General features: G+C 70.8%; 13 protein-coding genes and 1 pseudogene. 8 read left to right on the forward strand and 6 right to left on the reverse strand.

Annotated features, from left to right (window positions below; genetic code table 11):
- Positions 1-22: 22 nt before the first annotated feature.
- Both CHC09_RS40755 and CHC09_RS48175 read right to left on the reverse strand, forming a co-directional pair.
- Entirely contained in the window at positions 23-1135 is a 1113-nt protein-coding gene (locus tag CHC09_RS40755; RefSeq protein ID WP_239138835.1) for a hypothetical protein, read from the reverse strand.
- A 582-nt stretch (positions 1136-1717) separates the two neighbouring features.
- Positions 1718-2173: pseudogene (locus CHC09_RS48175) on the reverse strand (M23 family metallopeptidase); the annotation flags it as partial.
- Positions 2174-2439: 266 nt separating this feature from the next.
- On the opposite strand from CHC09_RS48175, the gene CHC09_RS40765 reads away from it, so the two are divergent.
- Positions 2440-3987: a serine/threonine protein kinase gene (locus CHC09_RS40765; RefSeq protein WP_089298621.1), complete on the forward strand. Its 1548-nt coding sequence runs from the start codon at positions 2440-2442 to the stop codon at positions 3985-3987.
- A gap of 3 nt (positions 3988-3990) precedes the next feature.
- Here CHC09_RS40765 and CHC09_RS40770 read toward each other — a convergent pair whose 3' ends face one another.
- A complete protein-coding gene (locus CHC09_RS40770; RefSeq protein WP_239138836.1) occupies positions 3991-4722 on the reverse strand; it encodes an FHA domain-containing protein in 732 nt (243 codons plus the stop codon).
- 102 nt (positions 4723-4824) lie between these two features.
- Here CHC09_RS40770 and CHC09_RS40775 point away from each other — a divergent pair, with 102 nt between their 5' ends.
- On the forward strand, positions 4825-5745 hold the full coding sequence (locus tag CHC09_RS40775) for an aminoglycoside phosphotransferase family protein (RefSeq protein ID WP_203833393.1): 921 nt from the start codon (positions 4825-4827) through the stop codon (positions 5743-5745).
- Between the two features lie 35 nt (positions 5746-5780).
- Here CHC09_RS40775 and CHC09_RS40780 read toward each other — a convergent pair whose 3' ends face one another.
- The 3 genes from CHC09_RS40780 to hppD all read right to left on the reverse strand — a co-directional run bounded on the left by CHC09_RS40780 (position 5781) and on the right by hppD (position 8892).
- On the reverse strand, positions 5781-6416 hold the full coding sequence (locus CHC09_RS40780) for a VOC family protein (protein WP_089298686.1): 636 nt from the start codon (positions 6414-6416) through the stop codon (positions 5781-5783).
- Between the two features lie 246 nt (positions 6417-6662).
- Positions 6663-7811: an alpha-hydroxy acid oxidase gene (locus CHC09_RS40785; RefSeq protein WP_089298622.1), complete on the reverse strand. Its 1149-nt coding sequence runs from the start codon at positions 7809-7811 to the stop codon at positions 6663-6665.
- Positions 7795-8892, reverse strand: a complete 1098-nt coding sequence (gene hppD, locus CHC09_RS40790; RefSeq protein WP_089298623.1) for a 4-hydroxyphenylpyruvate dioxygenase — start codon at positions 8890-8892, stop codon at positions 7795-7797. The genes CHC09_RS40785 and hppD overlap by 17 nt, the downstream gene beginning before the upstream one ends.
- Positions 8893-9270: 378 nt before the next feature.
- On the opposite strand from hppD, the gene aroF reads away from it, so the two are divergent.
- From aroF to dpgD, 6 genes are all read left to right on the forward strand, one after another.
- Entirely contained in the window at positions 9271-10326 is a 1056-nt protein-coding gene (gene aroF, locus CHC09_RS40800) for a 3-deoxy-7-phosphoheptulonate synthase (RefSeq protein WP_089298624.1), read from the forward strand.
- A 600-nt stretch (positions 10327-10926) separates the two neighbouring features.
- Entirely contained in the window at positions 10927-13317 is a 2391-nt protein-coding gene (locus CHC09_RS40805; RefSeq protein WP_089298625.1) for a helix-turn-helix transcriptional regulator, read from the forward strand.
- Positions 13318-13473: 156 nt separating this feature from the next.
- Complete coding sequence (gene dpgA / locus CHC09_RS40810) at positions 13474-14580, forward strand: 3,5-dihydroxyphenylacetyl-CoA synthase DpgA (RefSeq protein WP_089298626.1); 1107 nt, start codon at positions 13474-13476, stop codon at positions 14578-14580.
- Positions 14577-15242 (forward strand): enoyl-CoA-hydratase DpgB, encoded by a 666-nt coding sequence (gene dpgB, locus CHC09_RS40815; protein ID WP_203833394.1) that lies wholly within the window; start codon positions 14577-14579, stop codon positions 15240-15242. Before dpgA ends, dpgB begins: the two co-directional genes overlap by 4 nt.
- A complete protein-coding gene (dpgC, locus tag CHC09_RS40820; protein ID WP_203833395.1) occupies positions 15239-16555 on the forward strand; it encodes a (3,5-dihydroxyphenyl)acetyl-CoA 1,2-dioxygenase DpgC in 1317 nt (438 codons plus the stop codon). The genes dpgB and dpgC overlap by 4 nt, the downstream gene beginning before the upstream one ends.
- Positions 16552-17352, forward strand: coding sequence for an enoyl-CoA-hydratase DpgD (gene dpgD, locus CHC09_RS40825; RefSeq protein WP_089298628.1), 801 nt, complete (start codon positions 16552-16554; stop codon positions 17350-17352). The genes dpgC and dpgD overlap by 4 nt, the downstream gene beginning before the upstream one ends.
- Positions 17353-17428 lie beyond the last annotated feature (76 nt).

Raw genomic sequence — 17428 nt, forward strand, 5'->3', positions numbered from 1 at the left:
CAACTCCTGGGGGGAGGGGATTTCAGCAGTCGGGGATGTTCGGCAGCTTGTTGTCGGGGGAATTGACGTAGATGTTGGTCATGTAGCCGCCGAACTGCGGCAGGTAGGCCCACCACGCGTTGCGGTACGGCGACACGACCACCTCCTGGCCCAGCGCCTGGCAGGAGACCAGGACGTCGACGCCGGCGGGGACCGTGGCCACCTGCCCGGAGCCGGTCGTCGGCGCCGAGCGCACCCGGACCCCCGAGCCCCAGGTGCCGAACGACGAGCCCGCGAACCGTGTCCCGCCGGGAACGGAGAGCGAACGCACGATGCCGGTCAGCGCGTTGTACGCCTTGGCGTACGGCGTACCGTCCGGATGCAGGGTCAGGACGACCACGATGGTGCGGTCGTCCTGGCCCACCGTGCCGGTGGTGTGCAGCGCCTCCTGGACCAGGTCGACCCCGGCGACGGATGCGGCCGGTCTCGTTACCGGAGCCGGCCCGCCGGTGCAGGTCATCGGCGCGTTCCCGAAACCGGACCAGCCCTGCTTCACCGCCCTGGCACCGGTGAACACGCTGGGAATGCCGAAGTACTGGTCGTAGGAGTCGGCCGCGCACCGGGTGCTCTGCCGCAGGTCGTCCATGATGAACCGGCGGACCGGGGCGGGCGCCGAGTCCAGCAGGTAGCGGTAGACGCGTACGACGTCGGCCGCGCTGATCGCGGTGTAGCCCCAATATCCGCGCTGGGAACTCGGCGGCGGCGCCGTGCTGCGCAGCCCGAGGCGCACGACCATCCTGTTGACCACCTGCTCGTAGCCGTTCCTGACCCAGTAGTACGAGGCGGCGTCGTCATCGCTGCCACGCAACATCGCGTCCAGGCGGGTACGGTCGGCGCTCGGCACGGAGTAGTCCGGCCCGCGCTCCCAGAGGTAGTCCAGGGCGATGAGGAGCTTCACGACCGACGCCGACCGGAACTGCAGATCGGCGTTCTGCTGCTCGGTGAAGGTCGCCGTCTGCCGGTCGTAGACCGCGACCCCGGCGGTGACGCCGGCGGGGACGACTACCGACGCCTGAGCCTGACCCGGGACCATCATCGAGGCCATCACACAGACGGAGAGCAGACCCTTCAGCGGCTTCTCGAGGAGGAGAGGCATCGGTCAGCAGTCCGGGATGACGACGCCGTTGTTGTCCTTGGCCTCGTCGTTGCCCCATCGGCTGAGGTAGTACGCGGAGACGTACTGTCCGGCGGGTCCGGTGTCGGGGTCGGTCTTGAGCCACCAGTGGTTGTAGCTGCTGCCGCTTCCGATCTGCCGGCCCCAGGTCTTGCAGAACACGTAGTTGGTGCCCTGGTTCAGCGTCCCGGTCTGCGCGGTGCTGGTCGCCGAGGCGAAAACCGGCGCGGTCGCGTACGTGTCCACCCAGTACTTCGGCTGGCTACCGCCGGCACAGTCGGGGATGACGACGCCGTTGTTGTCCTTGGCTTCGTCGTTGCCCCATCGGCTGAGGTAGTACGCGGAGACGTACTGTCCGGCGGGTCCGGTGTCGGGGTCGGTCTTGAGCCACCAGTGGTTGTAACTGGTGCCGCTTCCGGTCTGACGGCCCCAGGCTTTGCAGAAGACGTAGTTGGTGCCCTGGTTCAGCGTCCCGGTCTGCGCGGTGCTGGTCGGCGAGGCGAAAGCCGGTGCGGCCGCGTAGGTGTCCACGAAGTACTTGACCGGCCCGGAGCCACCACAACCGTTCGTGCTGGTCAGCGACTTGCTGCCGTAGCTGCCGGGGTAGGGCGCGAGCGACACCCCGTCGATCGCGATCGTCTGACCGGCGCCGTTGTACAGCTGCTCGTAGTGGATGTGTTCGCCCGAGGAGTTGCCGGTGGTCCCGGTCAGGCCGATCTGCTGGCCCTGTCCGACGTACGCGCCGTCGGCGACGGAGTACGCCTGCAGGTGGAAGTAGTAGGTGTGCCAGCCACCGCCGTGGTTGATGTCGATGTAGTTGCCCGCGCCGCCGGCCTGGTAGCGGCGTGCCACGGTGCCGGCCGCCGAAGCGAGCACCGGGGCGCCCGCGGTGGCGCCGCCGTCGTTACGGATGAAGTCCAGCGCCAGCCGCACCTCCTGGCTGTGGTGCGAATAGGTCCAGCGCTGGCCGCACGGGAACGGCGCCTTGAAGTTGGGGGCCGCCTGGGCGGGCGCGGCCATCGTCGCGGCGGCGGCCAACGCCGCGCCGACGGCGGCGGTGACTCGGAGGAACAGGGACCTACCTCGCATGTATTCCCTCCATGATGGGGTGAAATCGGAATGTCTCGGGCGAGTGAGCATCGTGGATGGGTCACCAGCGAGGTACCTGCAAGGTTTGAGGTGGCGCTGATCTTGAAGTCGCGCCACGGAGTCCGGCTCGGGCCGTAGCGGCACGTCTCGATGGGTGGGAATAATGGCCCCCGGCGATCTGGAGACGCGGGAGAACCATGGAGCGACACGCCTGCACGGTGCGGGTGCCGACGGGATACGTCGTCGGCCGGTGGCGAGTAGGTCACAGCCTGGCCAGCGGCAGCTGGAGCAGCGTCTACACCGCCGAGCGGGTCGATGCCGCCGAGCCGCGGGAGGCCGCGCTCAAGTTCATCCCGACCGGCACACTGACCGCACGCCAGCTCAGCCACCTCGCGGATATGACCAACCGCGAGATCGCCCTGCTCCGCCAGGCCGACCACCCCGGACTGATCCGGGTCCTGGACATCCTGGTTATCGACGACCCGGCCGATCCGGCGCTCGACGGGGTGACCGTACTGGCCCTGGAGCTGGCCACCGGATCCACGGCCACGGCCCTGGAGCGCGCCGGCGGCGCCGGGCTGACTCAAGCCCCCCGGATCATCGCCGACATCTGCGGCGCCGTCGCATACCTGCACCGGAAGGGCTGGGTCCACGGCGACCTGAAACCGAGCAATATCCTGCTCATGCCGGACGGCTCCGCACGGCTGGCCGACTTCGGGCTGGCCGCGCAGATCGACGGCACCCACGCATACCTGCCGCCGGGCGGTACCTCCGACTACATGCCACCGGAGCGCTGGGCCGAACCGGTGCAGAGCCGGGGCACGGTCGTACGCCAGACCGCCGACCTGTGGGCGCTCGGCGTCACGGCGTGCCAGCTACTCACCGGCCGGTTGCCGTTCCCCGGGGTCACCGCGCGGGCGCGCGCCTCGGCGGCCGCCGCCTACGCGACCGGCAAGGGGGCCCTCGACCTGCCGGGCGGGCTCACCGAGCCGTGGCGGCGCTTCATCACCGACTGCCTGGCACCCGACCACGCCACCCGGAAGCGGTACGACGCCGCGTCGATGCACCGGCGCGCCCTGGAGACGAACGCCGCCGCCCGGGCTTCGACCCGGCGGTTCGGCAAGGTCGCGAGCCGCGGCGCCGTCCTCACCGCGAGCCTGCTCGGCGTCGTCACCGCCACCGCCACCCTCGCGTGGGCGCTCCCGACCGGAGAACCCGAGACCGGCCCGGTGCGACCGGTGCCGTCCCGGTACGACGGATACTTCCGAACGGACGCCGACATCCCACCGGCCTACTACGACCTGATCGTTGCGGCCGGCACCATGTGCCCGGCGGACAGAGCCGTGACACCGCTCCTGGTGGCGGCGATGCTCAAAGCCGAGAGCGACTTCGACCCCGACCTGTCCGACCCGGCGGGGGACGAGTACGGCATCGCGCGCTGGACTCCCCGCGTGCTCAAGTACTACCTTCCGGCCGGGCAGCGCGATCGGGTTCCTCAACCGCCCTTCCCGCCCGAGATGTCGATCCCCGCGGTGGGCCGATACCTGTGCTGGATGGCGCCCAGGCTGGAGGAGGTGCCCGGCGACCCGGCGGAGAACCTGGCCGCCGCCTACCGGACGTCGGCGGACGTGGTCCGTAAGGCCGGCGGAGTCCCGCGGAGCCGGCCCGAGCTGGTGCGGTACATCGACCGCCTGCACACCTACCTGAGCCGGTACCGCCCGGTCACCATTGGGACGCCCGCATAGTCGTCAGCCGGTCAGCAGGGCGAGATGCTCCTCGCGTACGAGGTCGAACTGCAGCGCGAGCGACACCAGAGCGCTGCGCTGCCAATCGGCCTTGGTGTTCTCCGCGCCGTCCGGCGACTTCACCCGCAGCTTCTCGCGGGCCAGGTAGTCGATGTGGAAGTTGACCGCGGCCCGGGTCAGCCCGGCCGTGCCCGGCAGGTGCGCGAGCCGGTCGACGATCTCCGGGGTGGTGGGGATGACTGGACTCGAGGCGTTCCGCAGCCGCGGCTCGCAGAGCGCCAGCAGGATCAGGAAGTACTTCGCGGTCTCGTCCAGGGGGAACGACGTGCGGGTGGCGTCGGCCGAGCCGTCGGGATTCGCCGCGATGTCCGCGTAGGCGTGCTGGGGCGCGAAGACGTAGAAGGCGGCGGGCCGCTCCGTGCCCGGCACCACGACGCGGGAGAACTCGAACGGCACCGGCATCTCCAGCCGGCGCGGTGCCACCTTGATGAACTCGCCGCCGCCCTCCGGGTTCTCGACGACGTACGTGCTTCGCGGGCTCAGGTTGCTGACCAGCCAGTGATCCTCGACCGCGAGGATACGGCCGGCCACCCGGGAGATCGCCGCGTCCGGCAGCGCGAGGTCGACCGGACACTGCGGAGAGCCGCGACCGAAGGTGGCCGCCTGGCCGGGAGCCAGTTCCCGCACCGTAGGAGGATCGTCGCAGCCCTGCACGATGACGCCGACCACCCGCACGGGTCCGCCTCCCTCCGCGCCGCCGGGGTAAGGCTACGCGTGCGGCCCGGCGGCGGTGAACTCGGTGGACACCGGCCCAGTGGCTGCCGCAAGCTGCGTCCCGTGTCGGAGAACAGGGTCACCAAGCTGCACGACGACGAGGTGGACATCGACGCGTCCCTGGTGACGCGCCTGCTGGCCGAGCAGTTCCCGAGATGGGCCGGGGCGCCGGTCCGGCTGGTCACCTCCTCGGGCACCGACAACGTGACGTTCCGGGTCGGCCCGGACCTCGCCGTACGCCTGCCCCGGACCGCGGGGATGCGGGGTCAGGTGGAGAAGGACCTGAGGTGGCTGCCCCACCTGGCACCGAAGCTTCCGCTCGCCGTCCCGCAACCGCTCGCCCTCGGGTCACCGAACGAGGAGTTCCCCTTCAGCTGGGGCGTCTACCGCTGGCTGGAAGGCACGACCTTCCGGCTGGATCAGCTCGCCGACCCGGCGGGCGCGGCACGCGAACTCGCCGAGTTCCTCCACTGCCTGCAGGAGATCGACACGGACGGCGCTCCGGTCCCGCCGGATGATCCGTTCAGCCGCGGAACGCCGCTGGCGCCGCGCGACGGACTGTTCCGCGCGGCCGTCGAGGAGCTCCGGGACGACTTCGACACCGGGCTCCTGCTGGCGGCGTGGGAGGCGTCGCTCGAGGTAGGGGCCGGGGGCGGAGCGCCGCGGTGGATCCACGGTGACCTCATGCCCGGCAACGTGCTGGTCGCCGACGGCCGGCTCACCGCGATCATCGACTTCGCCACCGCGTGCGCCGCCGATCCCGCCGCCGACCTGCTGGCCGCGTGGTACCTGTTCGACGGCGATTCCCGGCGCGCCTTCCGTGACGCGTTGAAGGTCGACGAGCACGCCTGGGTGCGGGCTCGCGGCTGGACCCTGTCCCTGACGGTGATCTCGCTGCCGTACTACCGCGCCCGCAATCCCGCTGTGGTCCGCAACGCCGCCGGCCTCATCGCCGAACTCCTCGCGGACTTCGCCACGGACTGAGACCTGCCGGTGGGCGTACCGGAGCAAGGGTTTGATCAGTTCCCGGCCTCGGCCTCCCAGGCGTAGCCGTCCGGGTCGGCGAAGGCGCCGGCGGTGTTGCCGAGGACGATGCGGTGCGATCCGGTGCCGTCGGCGGGGACGCCGAGGTCCTTGGCCAGGCCGCGGCGCTTGTACAGCGCCAGCTTGACCGGGCTGGACTCGCCGGAGGCGAACTCGGCGTACTTGCCGCCGAAGCTCTTGGCCACGGTCAGGCCCTGACCGACATAGAACTGCTTGCTGGCCTTCACGTCCTCGACGCCGAGCAGGAGGACGACCTCGTCGATCTCACGGGTGGCCGGGCCGGTGTCCTTCTTCGCCGCGGTCGCGACCTTCCAGATCGTGCCGTCCGGGGCCTGGACGACGCCGCCGTAACCCCACAGCGACTTGGCGGCGGGCTTGAGCACCGTGGCACCGGCGGCGATCGCGGCGTCGAGGAAACCGTTGACGGTGGCCGGCCCGGACACCGTGAGCGCCATGGTGAAGCCGCGGAATCCGGTGGAGGGTGCCTCGGACGCCCGCAGGCGGATGTGGGCGTCCACCCCGAAAGCGGTGTAGAAGCGCTGGGCGGCCTCGGGGTCGGCCACCTCGAGGGTGACGGAGGCGATGGAGGTGTTGGAAGCGGTGATCGTCATGTCCATCACGCTAGAAGCCGCCCGGCGGCCGGGGCTTCTTGATTCCTGACCGATCTCGTCGCCTGCCGCGCCGCCGAGACCGTTCCGTGCTCCCGTAAGCCGGTCCGCCGCCGAAACCGCTACTTCTGTAGAACTTGTGCCGAACTGGTAATTCCTGGCCGAGGTGGGAGCGATGCAAACCACTACGGCGGCCGGTGTCCAAGCGCTCAGACCGAGCGGTTGGACACCGGCCGTCCGGCCGCGATGTCAGTAGGAGGTTCCGGCTTGCACAGGGCCCGGGAGCGGTTCGCCGCCCCGGGCACTGTGCGTCGCCGGTAGGCGGGAGGTGCGCAACCGGCGGGCGGCGGCCACGTTCTCGCACCCGGCGAGGCCCATGGCGTCGTGCAGCTCGGTTTCCAGCAGCCGTAGCACCCGGATCGCGCCGCGCTCGCCGCCGACGGCCAGCCCCCAGATCAGCGGCCGGCCGAGCAGGACGCCCGAGGCGCCGAGGGCGAGGGCGCGCAGGACGTCCGTACCGGAGCGGATGCCGCTGTCGAGCAGGACCTCGCAGCGGCCGCGAACGGCCTCGATGATGTCCGGTAGCGCGTCGGCGCCGGCCACCGCCGCGTCCAGTTGGCGGCCGCCGTGGTTGGAGACCACGATCGCGTTCACCCCGTGGTCGACGGCGCGCTCCGCGTCCTCGGGGGCGAGCAGCCCCTTGATCACGACCGGGAGGTCGGTGTGCGCGCGCAGCCGGGCCAGCGCCGCCCAGGTCAGCCTGGATGCGAACTCCTGGCTGGTGTGGGTGGCCACGGCGGAGGCGGCCCCGGCCCGCTCGTGCGCGGTGGCCGTCGTGGCGATGTTGGCGGCGCGGACATGCGCCGGCAGCGCGAACCGGTTGCGGATGTCGCGCAACCGACGGCCCATCCAGGGCACGTCCACGGTCAGCACGATCGCCTCGCAGCCGGCCGCCTCGGCACGCCGGACCAGGTCGAGGGTGGCGGCGTCGTCACGCAGCCAGTAGAGCTGGAACCACACCGATCCGCCGGCCTCGACGACCTGCTCGATCGGCACGCTGCTGAGGGTGCTCACGGTGAACGGGATGCCCGCCGACGCGGCGGCGCGGGAGGTGGCCCGCTCGCCGTCGGGGTGGAACAGCCGCTGATAGGCCACCGGTGCCGCGGCGACGGGCAACTCGACCGGGCGGCCCAGCAATGTGGAGCGGGTGCTGCAGGACGAGACGTCCTGCAGCACCCGGGGAACGAGGAACACCCGGTCGAGGGCGGCCCGGTTGGCCGCCAGCGTCGTCTCCGCGCCGCTGCCGCCGGCGACGAAGTCCCAGATCTCGGGGGGCAGCAGCGCGGACGCGGCGCTCTCGAAGTCGGCGGCCGTCTCCGGCTCAGCGCTGCGGTGCATGCTGACCGGTTCTCTCCCGCTCCACCGCCTCGTACAGCGCCTTGATGTTCGCGCTGCCGAAGGTGCGGGCACCCTGCCTTTCGATGATCTCGAAGAACAGCGTGTGCCGGGGGTGGGTGGAGGCCGTGAAGATCTGGAACAGCTGACCGTCGTGGTCCTCGTCCACCAGCACGTTGGTGGCGCGCAGGTTCTCCACCTTGCTGTCCGGCAGCGCCACCCGCTCGCGCAGCATGTCGTAGTAGCTCGGCGGGGTGGTGAGGAACGCGACGCCGCGGTCGGCGAGGACCCGCACGGCGCGGACCGCGTCCCCGGAGGAGAAAGCCACGTGCTGTACGCCGGCGCCCTGGTGGCTCTTGAGGAACTCGTCGATCTGCCCGGGGTCCGCCGACTCGTCCGGCTCGATCAGCGTGAGCGTCACGGCGCCGGAGCGGCTCTGCACGACGGTCGACTCCATGGCCTGCGTGCCGACATTGATGCGCTCCTCGAAGATGTCGTTGAAGCCGAGCACGTTGCGGTAGCGCTCCACGGTCGGGCGCAGCGAGCCGGCCTTGAGGCAGACCGCGATGTGATCCACCTCGAGCAGCCGGGCGCCGTTGGGGTCGGTGGCGTCCGGGCGCAGTGCCGCACGGAAGCCGACGGGCAGGCCGGGACCCGTGCCGGGCGCGCGTTCGACCAGGGTGTGCACGACGTCGCCGAATCCGCCGATCGCGGCGGTGACGGCGGGGCCGGAGCCGCCGTGCCGGGCCGGTCGCCGGACGATCTCGGCACCGCCGGTCACCGCCGCCCGGAACGTCGCCTCCACGTCCGTGGTGCGCAGGGCGATGTCGGCGACACCCTCGCCGTGCTCCAGGACGTAGGCCGAGGCGGGATGGTGGTCGGAGGTCGCCTCGGTGAGGATGAGCGTGATGTCGCCCTGTCGCAGTGCGAGGCTGCGGTGATCGGCGGAGCCACCGAATCCCGCCACGGTGAATCCGTATCGGTCGACCCAGGTGAACGCCGCCTGATCAAGGTTCTCGACATAAATCTCGAGGTAGTCGATTGCGATTTCTTCCCACGGGCCGGACTTTTGGGAATTGGGCATCCTAGTCCCCTTCGGTAAATCCGAGTCACCCGGACTGTATGGCCCTGTGGCGGTGTCTGGCGAAATCGCGACTGGACATGCTTCCGTCTATTTCTGACGGTCGGTTCGGGGGCGGGTGGCGCGCAATGATTCGTACAATGGCGGTGATCGGCACCGGCTTGATCAGCACGTCGGTGGCGCCGGCCGCGCGTCGTGCCGGCGTGGCGGTCTTTCTCTCCGATCCCGATCCCGATTTCGTCGCGCTCCGTGTCGCCGAGGCGCTCGGCGCCGGCGCGGCGCACGAGCCGCCCGGCGAGGTCGATCTGGCGGTGCTCGCAGTGCCGCCGTCGATGGCCGGGCGGGTGACCGCCGGCAGCCGGATTCGAGAGGAGAAGTGTCATGGTCGTAGTGATGGCGCCGGAGGCGACTTCGGCGGACGTGGAAGCGGTGACCGGCCTGGTCCGGTCGGCCGGCGGTCAGGCGTTCGTCAGCCGCGGGCTGTCGCGGACCATCGTCGGCCTGGTCGGCGACGTGGCCGACTTCGAGGCCCTCAACCTGGGTAGCCTGGCCGGTGTCCTGCAGGTGATCCGGGTCTCGGCGCCCTACAAGCTGGTCAGCCGGGAGCATCACCCGGCCCGCTCGGTGATCCGGGTGGGTGGCGTGCCGATCGGACCGGACACGCTGACCGTGATCGCCGGCCCGTGCGCGGTGGAGTCTCCGGAGCAGACCCTGCGAGCGGCGCTGATGGCCAGGTCGGCCGGTGCCTCGATGCTGCGTGGCGGTGCGTTCAAACCGCGGACCTCGCCCTACTCCTACCAGGGGCTGGGGGAGGAGGGCCTGCGCATCCTGGCCGACGTCCGGGCCGAGACGGGACTTCCGGTGGTCACCGAGGTCATCGATCCGGGCCATGTGGAACTGGTGGCGTCCTACGCCGACATGCTGCAGATCGGCGCCCGGAACATGCAGAACTTCGCGCTGTTGCAGGCGGTGGGGTCGGCGGGGGTGCCGGTCCTCCTCAAGCGGGGTTTCAGCGCGACGATCGAGGAATGGCTGAGCGCGGCGGAGTACATCGCCCAGCGCGGAAATCTCGACATCGTGCTGTGTGAACGTGGTATCCGCACGTTCGAGACAGCTACCCGAAACACGCTCGACATCAGCGCGGTGCCGGTGGTTCAGCGCCTCTCCCATCTGCCGGTCATCGTGGATCCGTCGCATTCCGGCGGCCGCCGCGATCTGGTTCTGCCGCTGACCCGGGCCGCGATCGCGGTGGGCGCGGACGGCTTGCTGATCGATGTGCATCCCCAGCCCAAGACGGCGCTCTGCGATGGCGACCAGGCGCTCTCCGAATCGGAGATCCGTCACATCGCGGATGTCATCGCGAGTATGCCGCCGCTGATGGGTCGGATGCCGGCCCGTTCGCCGGGGGGATTGAGGCCGATTCGTGCCGGCGTGTGACGCGGTTTTTGTCCGGTTTCTGGCCTGTGGCTAAGTTGCGAACTTTTTGTTGTCGGTCAATTCGACACTTAACCGGCAAAGCTAATCTTCCGCGCTAGGGGCAGGGGCCGTGCCGCGCCATTTCTCATGCAGCCTGAAGATCGCGTGAGCCTCCGTCGCCGATGCCGGTCGGGCAACATCGCCTCGGCGGTCCGGCTCCCCTGTGCCGGCATCGCCGAGGCGGCTGTCCGACCGGCGGAATCCTTCAGTTGGACGAGGTCCGATCCTGCCGTCCGGCTCGGACTGTCCATGTATCCATGTGTCATCCGTCATAGCATCGTTGCGCTTCGATGATTTGGCGCCTCGAGCGGGTGTTTCTGTCCCAGTGGCCGCCTATGTCCATATATTGGATGTGACGTAAATCTATCAGAATCAATTAACTAATCATGTATTAAGTTTTTCATAGCGAACTTTGAACTTCCGGCGTCATGTTGGAAAAGGTTCTCCGACCTGCGGAAAAGCGGCGGCTGCTTGGTGTGGACGTATATTTCCGGCCATTGCTTCCTTTCGATAGGGTTCGGTGCCGTGCGTTGACACGTATGCGCACGGCCGGGGGGCCAAGTGACACTCAGCAGACGTGACTCGGAATTTCTCCTGTTCGACCAGGTGTACCGCGCGGCAGTGCGCGGTACCGGCGCCGTGCTGCTCCTGAGCGGGCCGGTGGGAACGGGAAAGACGGCCTTGCTGCAGGCCATGGGCGGGCGTGCCGCTCGTCAGGGCGGCTGGTGCTTCGTGATCACCGGCTCCGCACGGGAGCGTGGACATCGGTTCGGTGTGCTCGACCGGCTGATCCAGGCGATGTGCGCGGCCGGGATGCGGCAGCCGTTCCCCGACGGCCTGGACTGCGGCGAGAACTTCTACGCGATGATGGGCCGGGTGCACGCGGCGATCCGGGACATGGCCGGCGGCCGTCCGGTGCTGATCGGCATCGACGACGTCCACTTCGCCGACGAGCAGTCGCTGCGGTGCCTGAGCTACCTGATCCGGCGCGTCGAGTCGTCCGGCGTGGTGATGGTCCTGACGGAGAGTTCGTCGTACGAGCGGGACATGGCGGACCTGCGCGCCGAGACGCTGCACCTGCCCTTCTGCCACCGGTTCCGGCTCGCCCCGCTGACCCCGTCCGACATCGCGGAGCAGATGCGGGAACGGTTCGGCGCCGTTGCGGACACGGGCCTCGTGCGCTTCCTGGCGGAGGTCAGCGGCGGGATCCCGCTGCTCCTGCACGCCCTGATGGACGACCAGGCGGCCGGCCGCATGCCGGACCTGCGCAGGCCCGGCCCGCACTACCGGCAGGCCGTCCTGCGCAGCCTGCACCGGTGCGCGCCTTCGACGGCCGCGATAGCGCACGCCATCGCGATGCTCGGCGCTCGACCCCTCCCGGAGCTGATCGCCGAGCTCGGCGACGTGGACCCGGCGCTCGTCTGCGAGGGCGCCCGGGACCTGCGCGAGATGGGACTGCTCGGCAGCGAGTCGTTCCGGCACCCGCTCACCCGCTCCGCGGTGCTGGCCGACATCCCCCTGCCGGAGCTCTCCGCCATGCACGGCCGGGCCGCCGAGCTGCTGCACGAGAGCGGCGCCCCGGCCGGCGCGGTGGCGGAACACCTGATCGCGGCCCAGGACGGTGGCCGGGCCGGCTGGCGCGTCGCGATCCTCTGTGAGGCGGCCCGCGAGGCGCTGGCGGCCGGCGACGTCGACACCGCGGTGACCAGCCTGCGGCACGCCGTCGGGGCGAGCGCCGACGACGGGCAGCGGGTCCGGGCCGGCGTGCTGCTGGCTGAGGCGCAGTGGCACGGCGACCCCAGCCGGGCGGCGCGCCGCCTGCGCGACCTGAGTCGGGACGGCCGGGCCGGCCTGCTCACCGAACCGGACCTGCTGATCGTGGTGAACCAGCTGCTCTGGTGGGGCGAGTTCGCCGAGGCCGACGAACTGTTGCGGGCCGGCGACGGGGGTGGCGACTCCGCGCTCGGCCAGCTCTGGACCTTCTTCTGCCGGGCCGGTCTGGGCTCCGAGCCCTGCGACGAATCCGGTCAGGCCGTCGAGTCGCCGCTGGCACAGTCCGGTCCGATGGCGGCGGTCACCTACCTCAGCTCGGCGGCCGGCCTCGCGTTCGGCCGCGTCGAGGCCGATCGGGCCGACCGGATGCTGTGGGGCATCCAGGCCGGCACGACGCTGACCCCGGCGCTCTACGCTCTGGTCGTGCTCGTGCAGACCGGCCGGCTGGAGGAGGCGGTCGCCTGGTGCGACCGGCTGCTGAAGGAGGACTGGATCCATCGGGCGCCGATGCGCCGCGTGCTGATCGAGACGGTCAAGGCGGTGGCCGCGATGCGCGGCGGGGACAGCGAGACCGCGCTGCGCTGCGTCCGCGAGGTGTTCGAGGCCGTCCCGCCGCCGGCCTGGGGCGTGGTGGCCGGCCTGCCGCTGTCGATTGCGATCCGGGCCAGCACCGACCTGGGCGACGCGGATTCCGCCTGGGCCTACCTCGCGGTCCCCGTGCCGCCCGCGATGCTCGACACCCCCTTCGCTCTGCCGTACCTGCAGGCTCTCGGGCGCTACCACCTGGCCATGAAGCATCCGGAGAGCACGACGATGTACTCCCGGTCGTGCGTGGAGCTGATGAAGAGGTGGGGCGTCGACGAGGCGTCGGCAGCGGCCATGCTGGCCGAGTTCGAGTCGCCATCGCCGTCGCCGCTGCCGGTCCCCGAGGGCCGGGCGGACGAGGCGCTCCTGCTCGAAGACGATCACTTCCGCTGGGGACCGGACGCCGAACTGACCACCGCGGAGCGCCGGGTCGCCGTGCTCGCCGCGAGCGGCGAGACCAACCGGCAGATCGCCGAGCGGCTGTTCATCACGGTGAGCACGGTGGAGCAGCACCTCACGAAGGTTTACCGCAAGCTGAACGTCCGCAATCGTTTCGGATTACGGGAATATCTGCCACTGATCGAAATCCCCTGAATGAGCGGTTGGACAGAAGTTTGACGCTGATGAATGGTCAGACCTACCGTCGCTGAGTCAGGGTTGCACGGAATTCTCCGGAGGTTTCGAGATGGCTGCCGAGTCGGTCAAGAAGCTGAATCGTAGTAAGTGCCGCACGTGGGGATGGATGTACCGATGACGATCACCTTGGAACGGTCCGCTGACTCGCTCGCCCCGATCGCGCTCCCGACCATTTCGCGAATGGTCGGAGTGGGCACGGCGAGCACCGGAACCTCTATCACCCAGCCCGAATTGCTCGAGCTGCTCGCGATCGACGACCCGAAGGTCCGCTCGGTCTTCCTGAACAGCGCCATCGACCGGCGCCGCCTCACCCTGCCGGAGCCCGACGCCGCCGGCCGGCGCGCACCCGAACCGCAGGGCGAACTGCTGGCCAAGCACAAGCGACTCGCCATCGAGATGGGTAGCCAGGCGCTGCAGGCCTGCCTCAAGAAGGCCGGCGCCTCCCTCTCCGACCTGCGGCACCTCTGCTGCGTGACGTCGACCGGGTTCCTCACCCCCGGCCTCAGCGCGCTGCTCATCCGCGAGCTCGGCATCGACCCGCACTGCAGTCGCTCGGACATCGTGGGCATGGGCTGCAACGCCGGCCTCAACGCGCTCAACGTCGTGGCCGGCTGGTCCGCGGCCCACCCGGGCGAGCTGGGCGTCGTGCTCTGCACCGAGGCCTGCTCCGCGGCGTACGCGCTGGACGGCACCATGCGTACCGCCGTGGTCAACAGCCTCTTCGGCGACGGCGCGGCCGCCCTGGCCCTGATCAGCGACGGACCGGGCGAAACTCGGCCCGGACCGCGGATCATCAAGTTCGCGAGCTTCCTCATCACCGACGCGGTCGACGCCATGCGCTACGACTGGGACGGCGACCTCAACCGCTTCAGCTTCTTCCTCGACCCGCAGATTCCGTACGTCGTCGGCGCCAACGCCGAGACCGTGATCGACCGCCTGCTCACCGGCACCGGCCTGCGCCGCAGCGACATCGGACACTGGCTGGTCCACTCCGGCGGCAAGAAGGTGATCGACGCCGTCGTGGTCAACCTCGGCCTGAGCCGCCACGACGTCCGCCACACCGTCCAGGTGCTGCGCGACTACGGCAACGTCTCCAGCGGTTCCTTCCTGTTCTCCTACGAGCGTCTCGTCGAGGAGGGCGTCACCTCTCCCGGCGACTACGGAGTTCTGATGACCATGGGCCCCGGCTCCACCATCGAAACGGCGCTGGTCCAGTGGTGACCGCGGCTGGAATCGACGATCTGGTCCTGCACGTCGACGGCAGACGGCCGCTCTCACCGGCCGACGTCGAGGCGGTGCTGCGGATCTGCGACCAGGCCGAGCAGGGGTATGACGCCGGCCTGCTCACCGCGTACGTCTCCGGCGCCCCGCAACCCGGCTGGGCCGCCGGGCTGAGCGTCGGCCTGCTGACCAAATGGGAGCGGGTGGTGCGCCGGCTGGAACGATCCGGCCTGCTCACCGTGGCCGTCGCGGCCGGCGACGTCGGCGGCACCGCGCTCGACGTGCTCCTCGCCACCGACGTGCGGATCGCCGTGACCGGCACCCGCCTGGTCATGCCCACCGACGGCGAGGCGTCCTGGCCCGGCATGACCCTGTTCCGGCTCGGCCGGCACGGCAACGCCGCCGGTCTGCGGCGCGCCGCGCTGCTCGGCATCCCGCTCGCGGCCGACCGGGCGCTCGTGTCCGGCCTGCTCGACCTCGTCGTCGACGACCCGGAATCCACCCGCGCCGACCTGGCCGAGGTGGCCGCCGCGGCCGCCGGCAAGGAGCTGGCGATCCGGCGGCAACTGCTGCTCGACGCCGGGCAGAACAGCTTCGAGGAGGCGCTCGGAGCGCACCTCGCGGCCTGCGACCGGGCCCTGCGCCGAAGGGCCGCCGCGTGACCTCGATCTTTGTGGAACCGGAGGTCGCCCTCGGCGACCTCCGCACCGCCCGGATCCACCTGGCCGAGACCGTGACCCGGGTGGAACGGACGCTGGCGACTTTGCCGGCGCCCGGCGCGCGGACACCGGAGCAGCGCGAGCAGGCGTCCGCCGGACACGACGAGGCCCGCACCCTGCGGGTGCGCTTCCTGGAGAGCTACGCCGAGCAGGTCTACGACGAGCTCACCGGCGGCCGCTCCCACCACCTGCGGCTGGCGGAGCTCGTCGAGGCCGCCGCCTACGCGTTCGCCGGGCTGGTGCCGACACCGGCACAGCTCGCCGAGGAGTGGTCCCGCCCCCAGGCGGACAAGGAGGGGCGCGAGATCGACCAGGGCATCTTCCTGCGCGCGATCCTGCGTTCCGCACCGGCCGGCCGGCACCTGATGGACGCGATGCTGCGACCCACCCCGCGCGCCCTGCAGCTGCTCGACGAGTTCCGGCGTACCGGCGTGCTGGAGACCGAGGCGGTCCGGATGGAGCGCCGCGACGGCGTGGCCCGCCTGACCATGTCCCGGTCCGAGTGCCTGAACGCCGAGGACGAGCAGCAGGTCGACGACATGGAGACCGCCGTCGACCTGGCCCTGCTCGACCCCGAGGTGCGGGTGGGCCTGGTCCGCGGCGGGGTGATGACCCATCCCCGCTACCAGGGCCGCCGGGTGTTCAGCGCCGGCATCAACCTCAAGCGGATCAGCGCCGGGGAGATCACGCTGACCGGGTTCCTGCTGCGGCGCGAACTCGGCTACCTGCACAAGCTGGTGCGCGGCCTGCACGACGACCGGCCCGGCCGATGGCGGCCACCGGTGGAGAAGCCGTGGGTGGCGGCGGTCGACACGTTCGCGATCGGCGGCGGCGCCCAGTTGCTGCTCGTCTTCGACCACGTGCTGGCCGCCTCCGACGCGCACCTCAGCCTGCCGGCCGCGCAGGAGGGGATCGTCCCGGGCGCGGCGAACTTCCGGCTCGGCCGGGTGGCCGGCGCTCGGCTGGCACGCCAGGTGATCCTCGGTGGCCGCCGGATCCTGGCCACCGACCCGGAGGCCGGCCTGCTGGTGGACGAGGTGGTGGCCCCGCAGGAGCTCGACGACGCGGTCGAGCGCGCCGTGGCGCGGATCAGCGGCGACGCGGTCGTGGCCAACCGGCGGATGCTCAACGTGGCCGAGGAGCCGCTCGACGAGTTCCGCGCCTACATGGCCGAGTTCGCGCTGGAGCAGGCGCTGCGCATCCACGCCGGCGACGTGATCGACAAGGTCGGCCGGTTCGCGGGGCGGACCGGATGACCGGCACGACCCGGGTCCGTTACGTGAAGAAGGACCACGTGGCCCGGGTCACCCTCGACCGTCCCGACGTGCTCAACGCCATGGACCTGCGCATGCACGAGGAGCTCGCGGAGATCTGGGACGACGTCGAGTCCGACGACGAGGTGCGGGTCGCGGTGCTCACCGGGGCGGGGGACCGGGCCTTCTCGGTCGGCCAGGACCTCAAGGAGCGGGCCCGCCGGGACGCCGGGGGCACGCCCGCCTCCAGCTTCGGCAGCCGCGGCCAGCCCGGCTGGCCGCGGCTCACCGAACGGTTCGAGCTCAGCAAGCCGGTGGTCGCCCGGATCGACGGGTACGCGCTCGGCGGCGGCCTCGAACTGGCGCTCGCCTGCGACCTGGCCATCGCCTCCGACCGGTCGGTGTTCGGGCTCCCGGAGGCACGCCTGGGCCTCGTCCCGGGCGCCGGCGGAGTGTTCCGGCTGATCCGGCAGCTGCCGCAGAAGGTGGCGATGGGCTACCTGCTCACCGGCCGGCGGTTCGACGCGGCGACCGCCCACGCGTTCGGGCTGCTGAACGAGGTCGTGCCGGCCGACCGGCTGGACGAGTGCGTGGCGCGGTGGGTCGCCGACCTGACCACCGCCGCGCCGCTGTCGGTCCGGGCGATCAAGGAGGCCGCGCTGCGGTCGGTGGACCTGCCGCTGCCCGACGCCTTCACCGCCACGTACCCGTGGGAGGAACGGCGCCGGGGCAGCGACGACGCCGCCGAGGGCCCGCGCGCCTTCGCGGAGAAGAGGGCGCCCGTCTGGTCCGGGCATTGACGGTGCGAATCAGCCCAGCTCAGCCCAGCTCAGCCCAGCTCAGCTCAGCTCAGCTCAGCCCAGCGAGGAGAGAACC

It is taken from the genome of Actinoplanes regularis (assembly GCF_900188005.1).
Taxonomy (GTDB): domain Bacteria; phylum Actinomycetota; class Actinomycetes; order Mycobacteriales; family Micromonosporaceae; genus Actinoplanes; species Actinoplanes regularis.

Coding starts and splice junctions, on each gene's coding strand:
- CHC09_RS40780 (WP_089298686.1), bottom strand. CDS start 6,416: ATGACGATCACCGCTTCCAACACCTCCATCGCCTCCGTCACCCTCGAG.
- CHC09_RS40765 (WP_089298621.1), top strand. CDS start 2,440: ATGGAGCGACACGCCTGCACGGTGCGGGTGCCGACGGGATACGTCGTC.
- aroF (WP_089298624.1), top strand. CDS start 9,271: ATGGTCGTAGTGATGGCGCCGGAGGCGACTTCGGCGGACGTGGAAGCG.
- hppD (WP_089298623.1), bottom strand. CDS start 8,892: ATGCCCAATTCCCAAAAGTCCGGCCCGTGGGAAGAAATCGCAATCGAC.
- CHC09_RS40785 (WP_089298622.1), bottom strand. CDS start 7,811: ATGCACCGCAGCGCTGAGCCGGAGACGGCCGCCGACTTCGAGAGCGCC.
- CHC09_RS40755 (WP_239138835.1), bottom strand. CDS start 1,135: ATGCCTCTCCTCCTCGAGAAGCCGCTGAAGGGTCTGCTCTCCGTCTGT.
- dpgD (WP_089298628.1), top strand. CDS start 16,552: ATGACCGGCACGACCCGGGTCCGTTACGTGAAGAAGGACCACGTGGCC.
- dpgA (WP_089298626.1), top strand. CDS start 13,474: ATGACGATCACCTTGGAACGGTCCGCTGACTCGCTCGCCCCGATCGCG.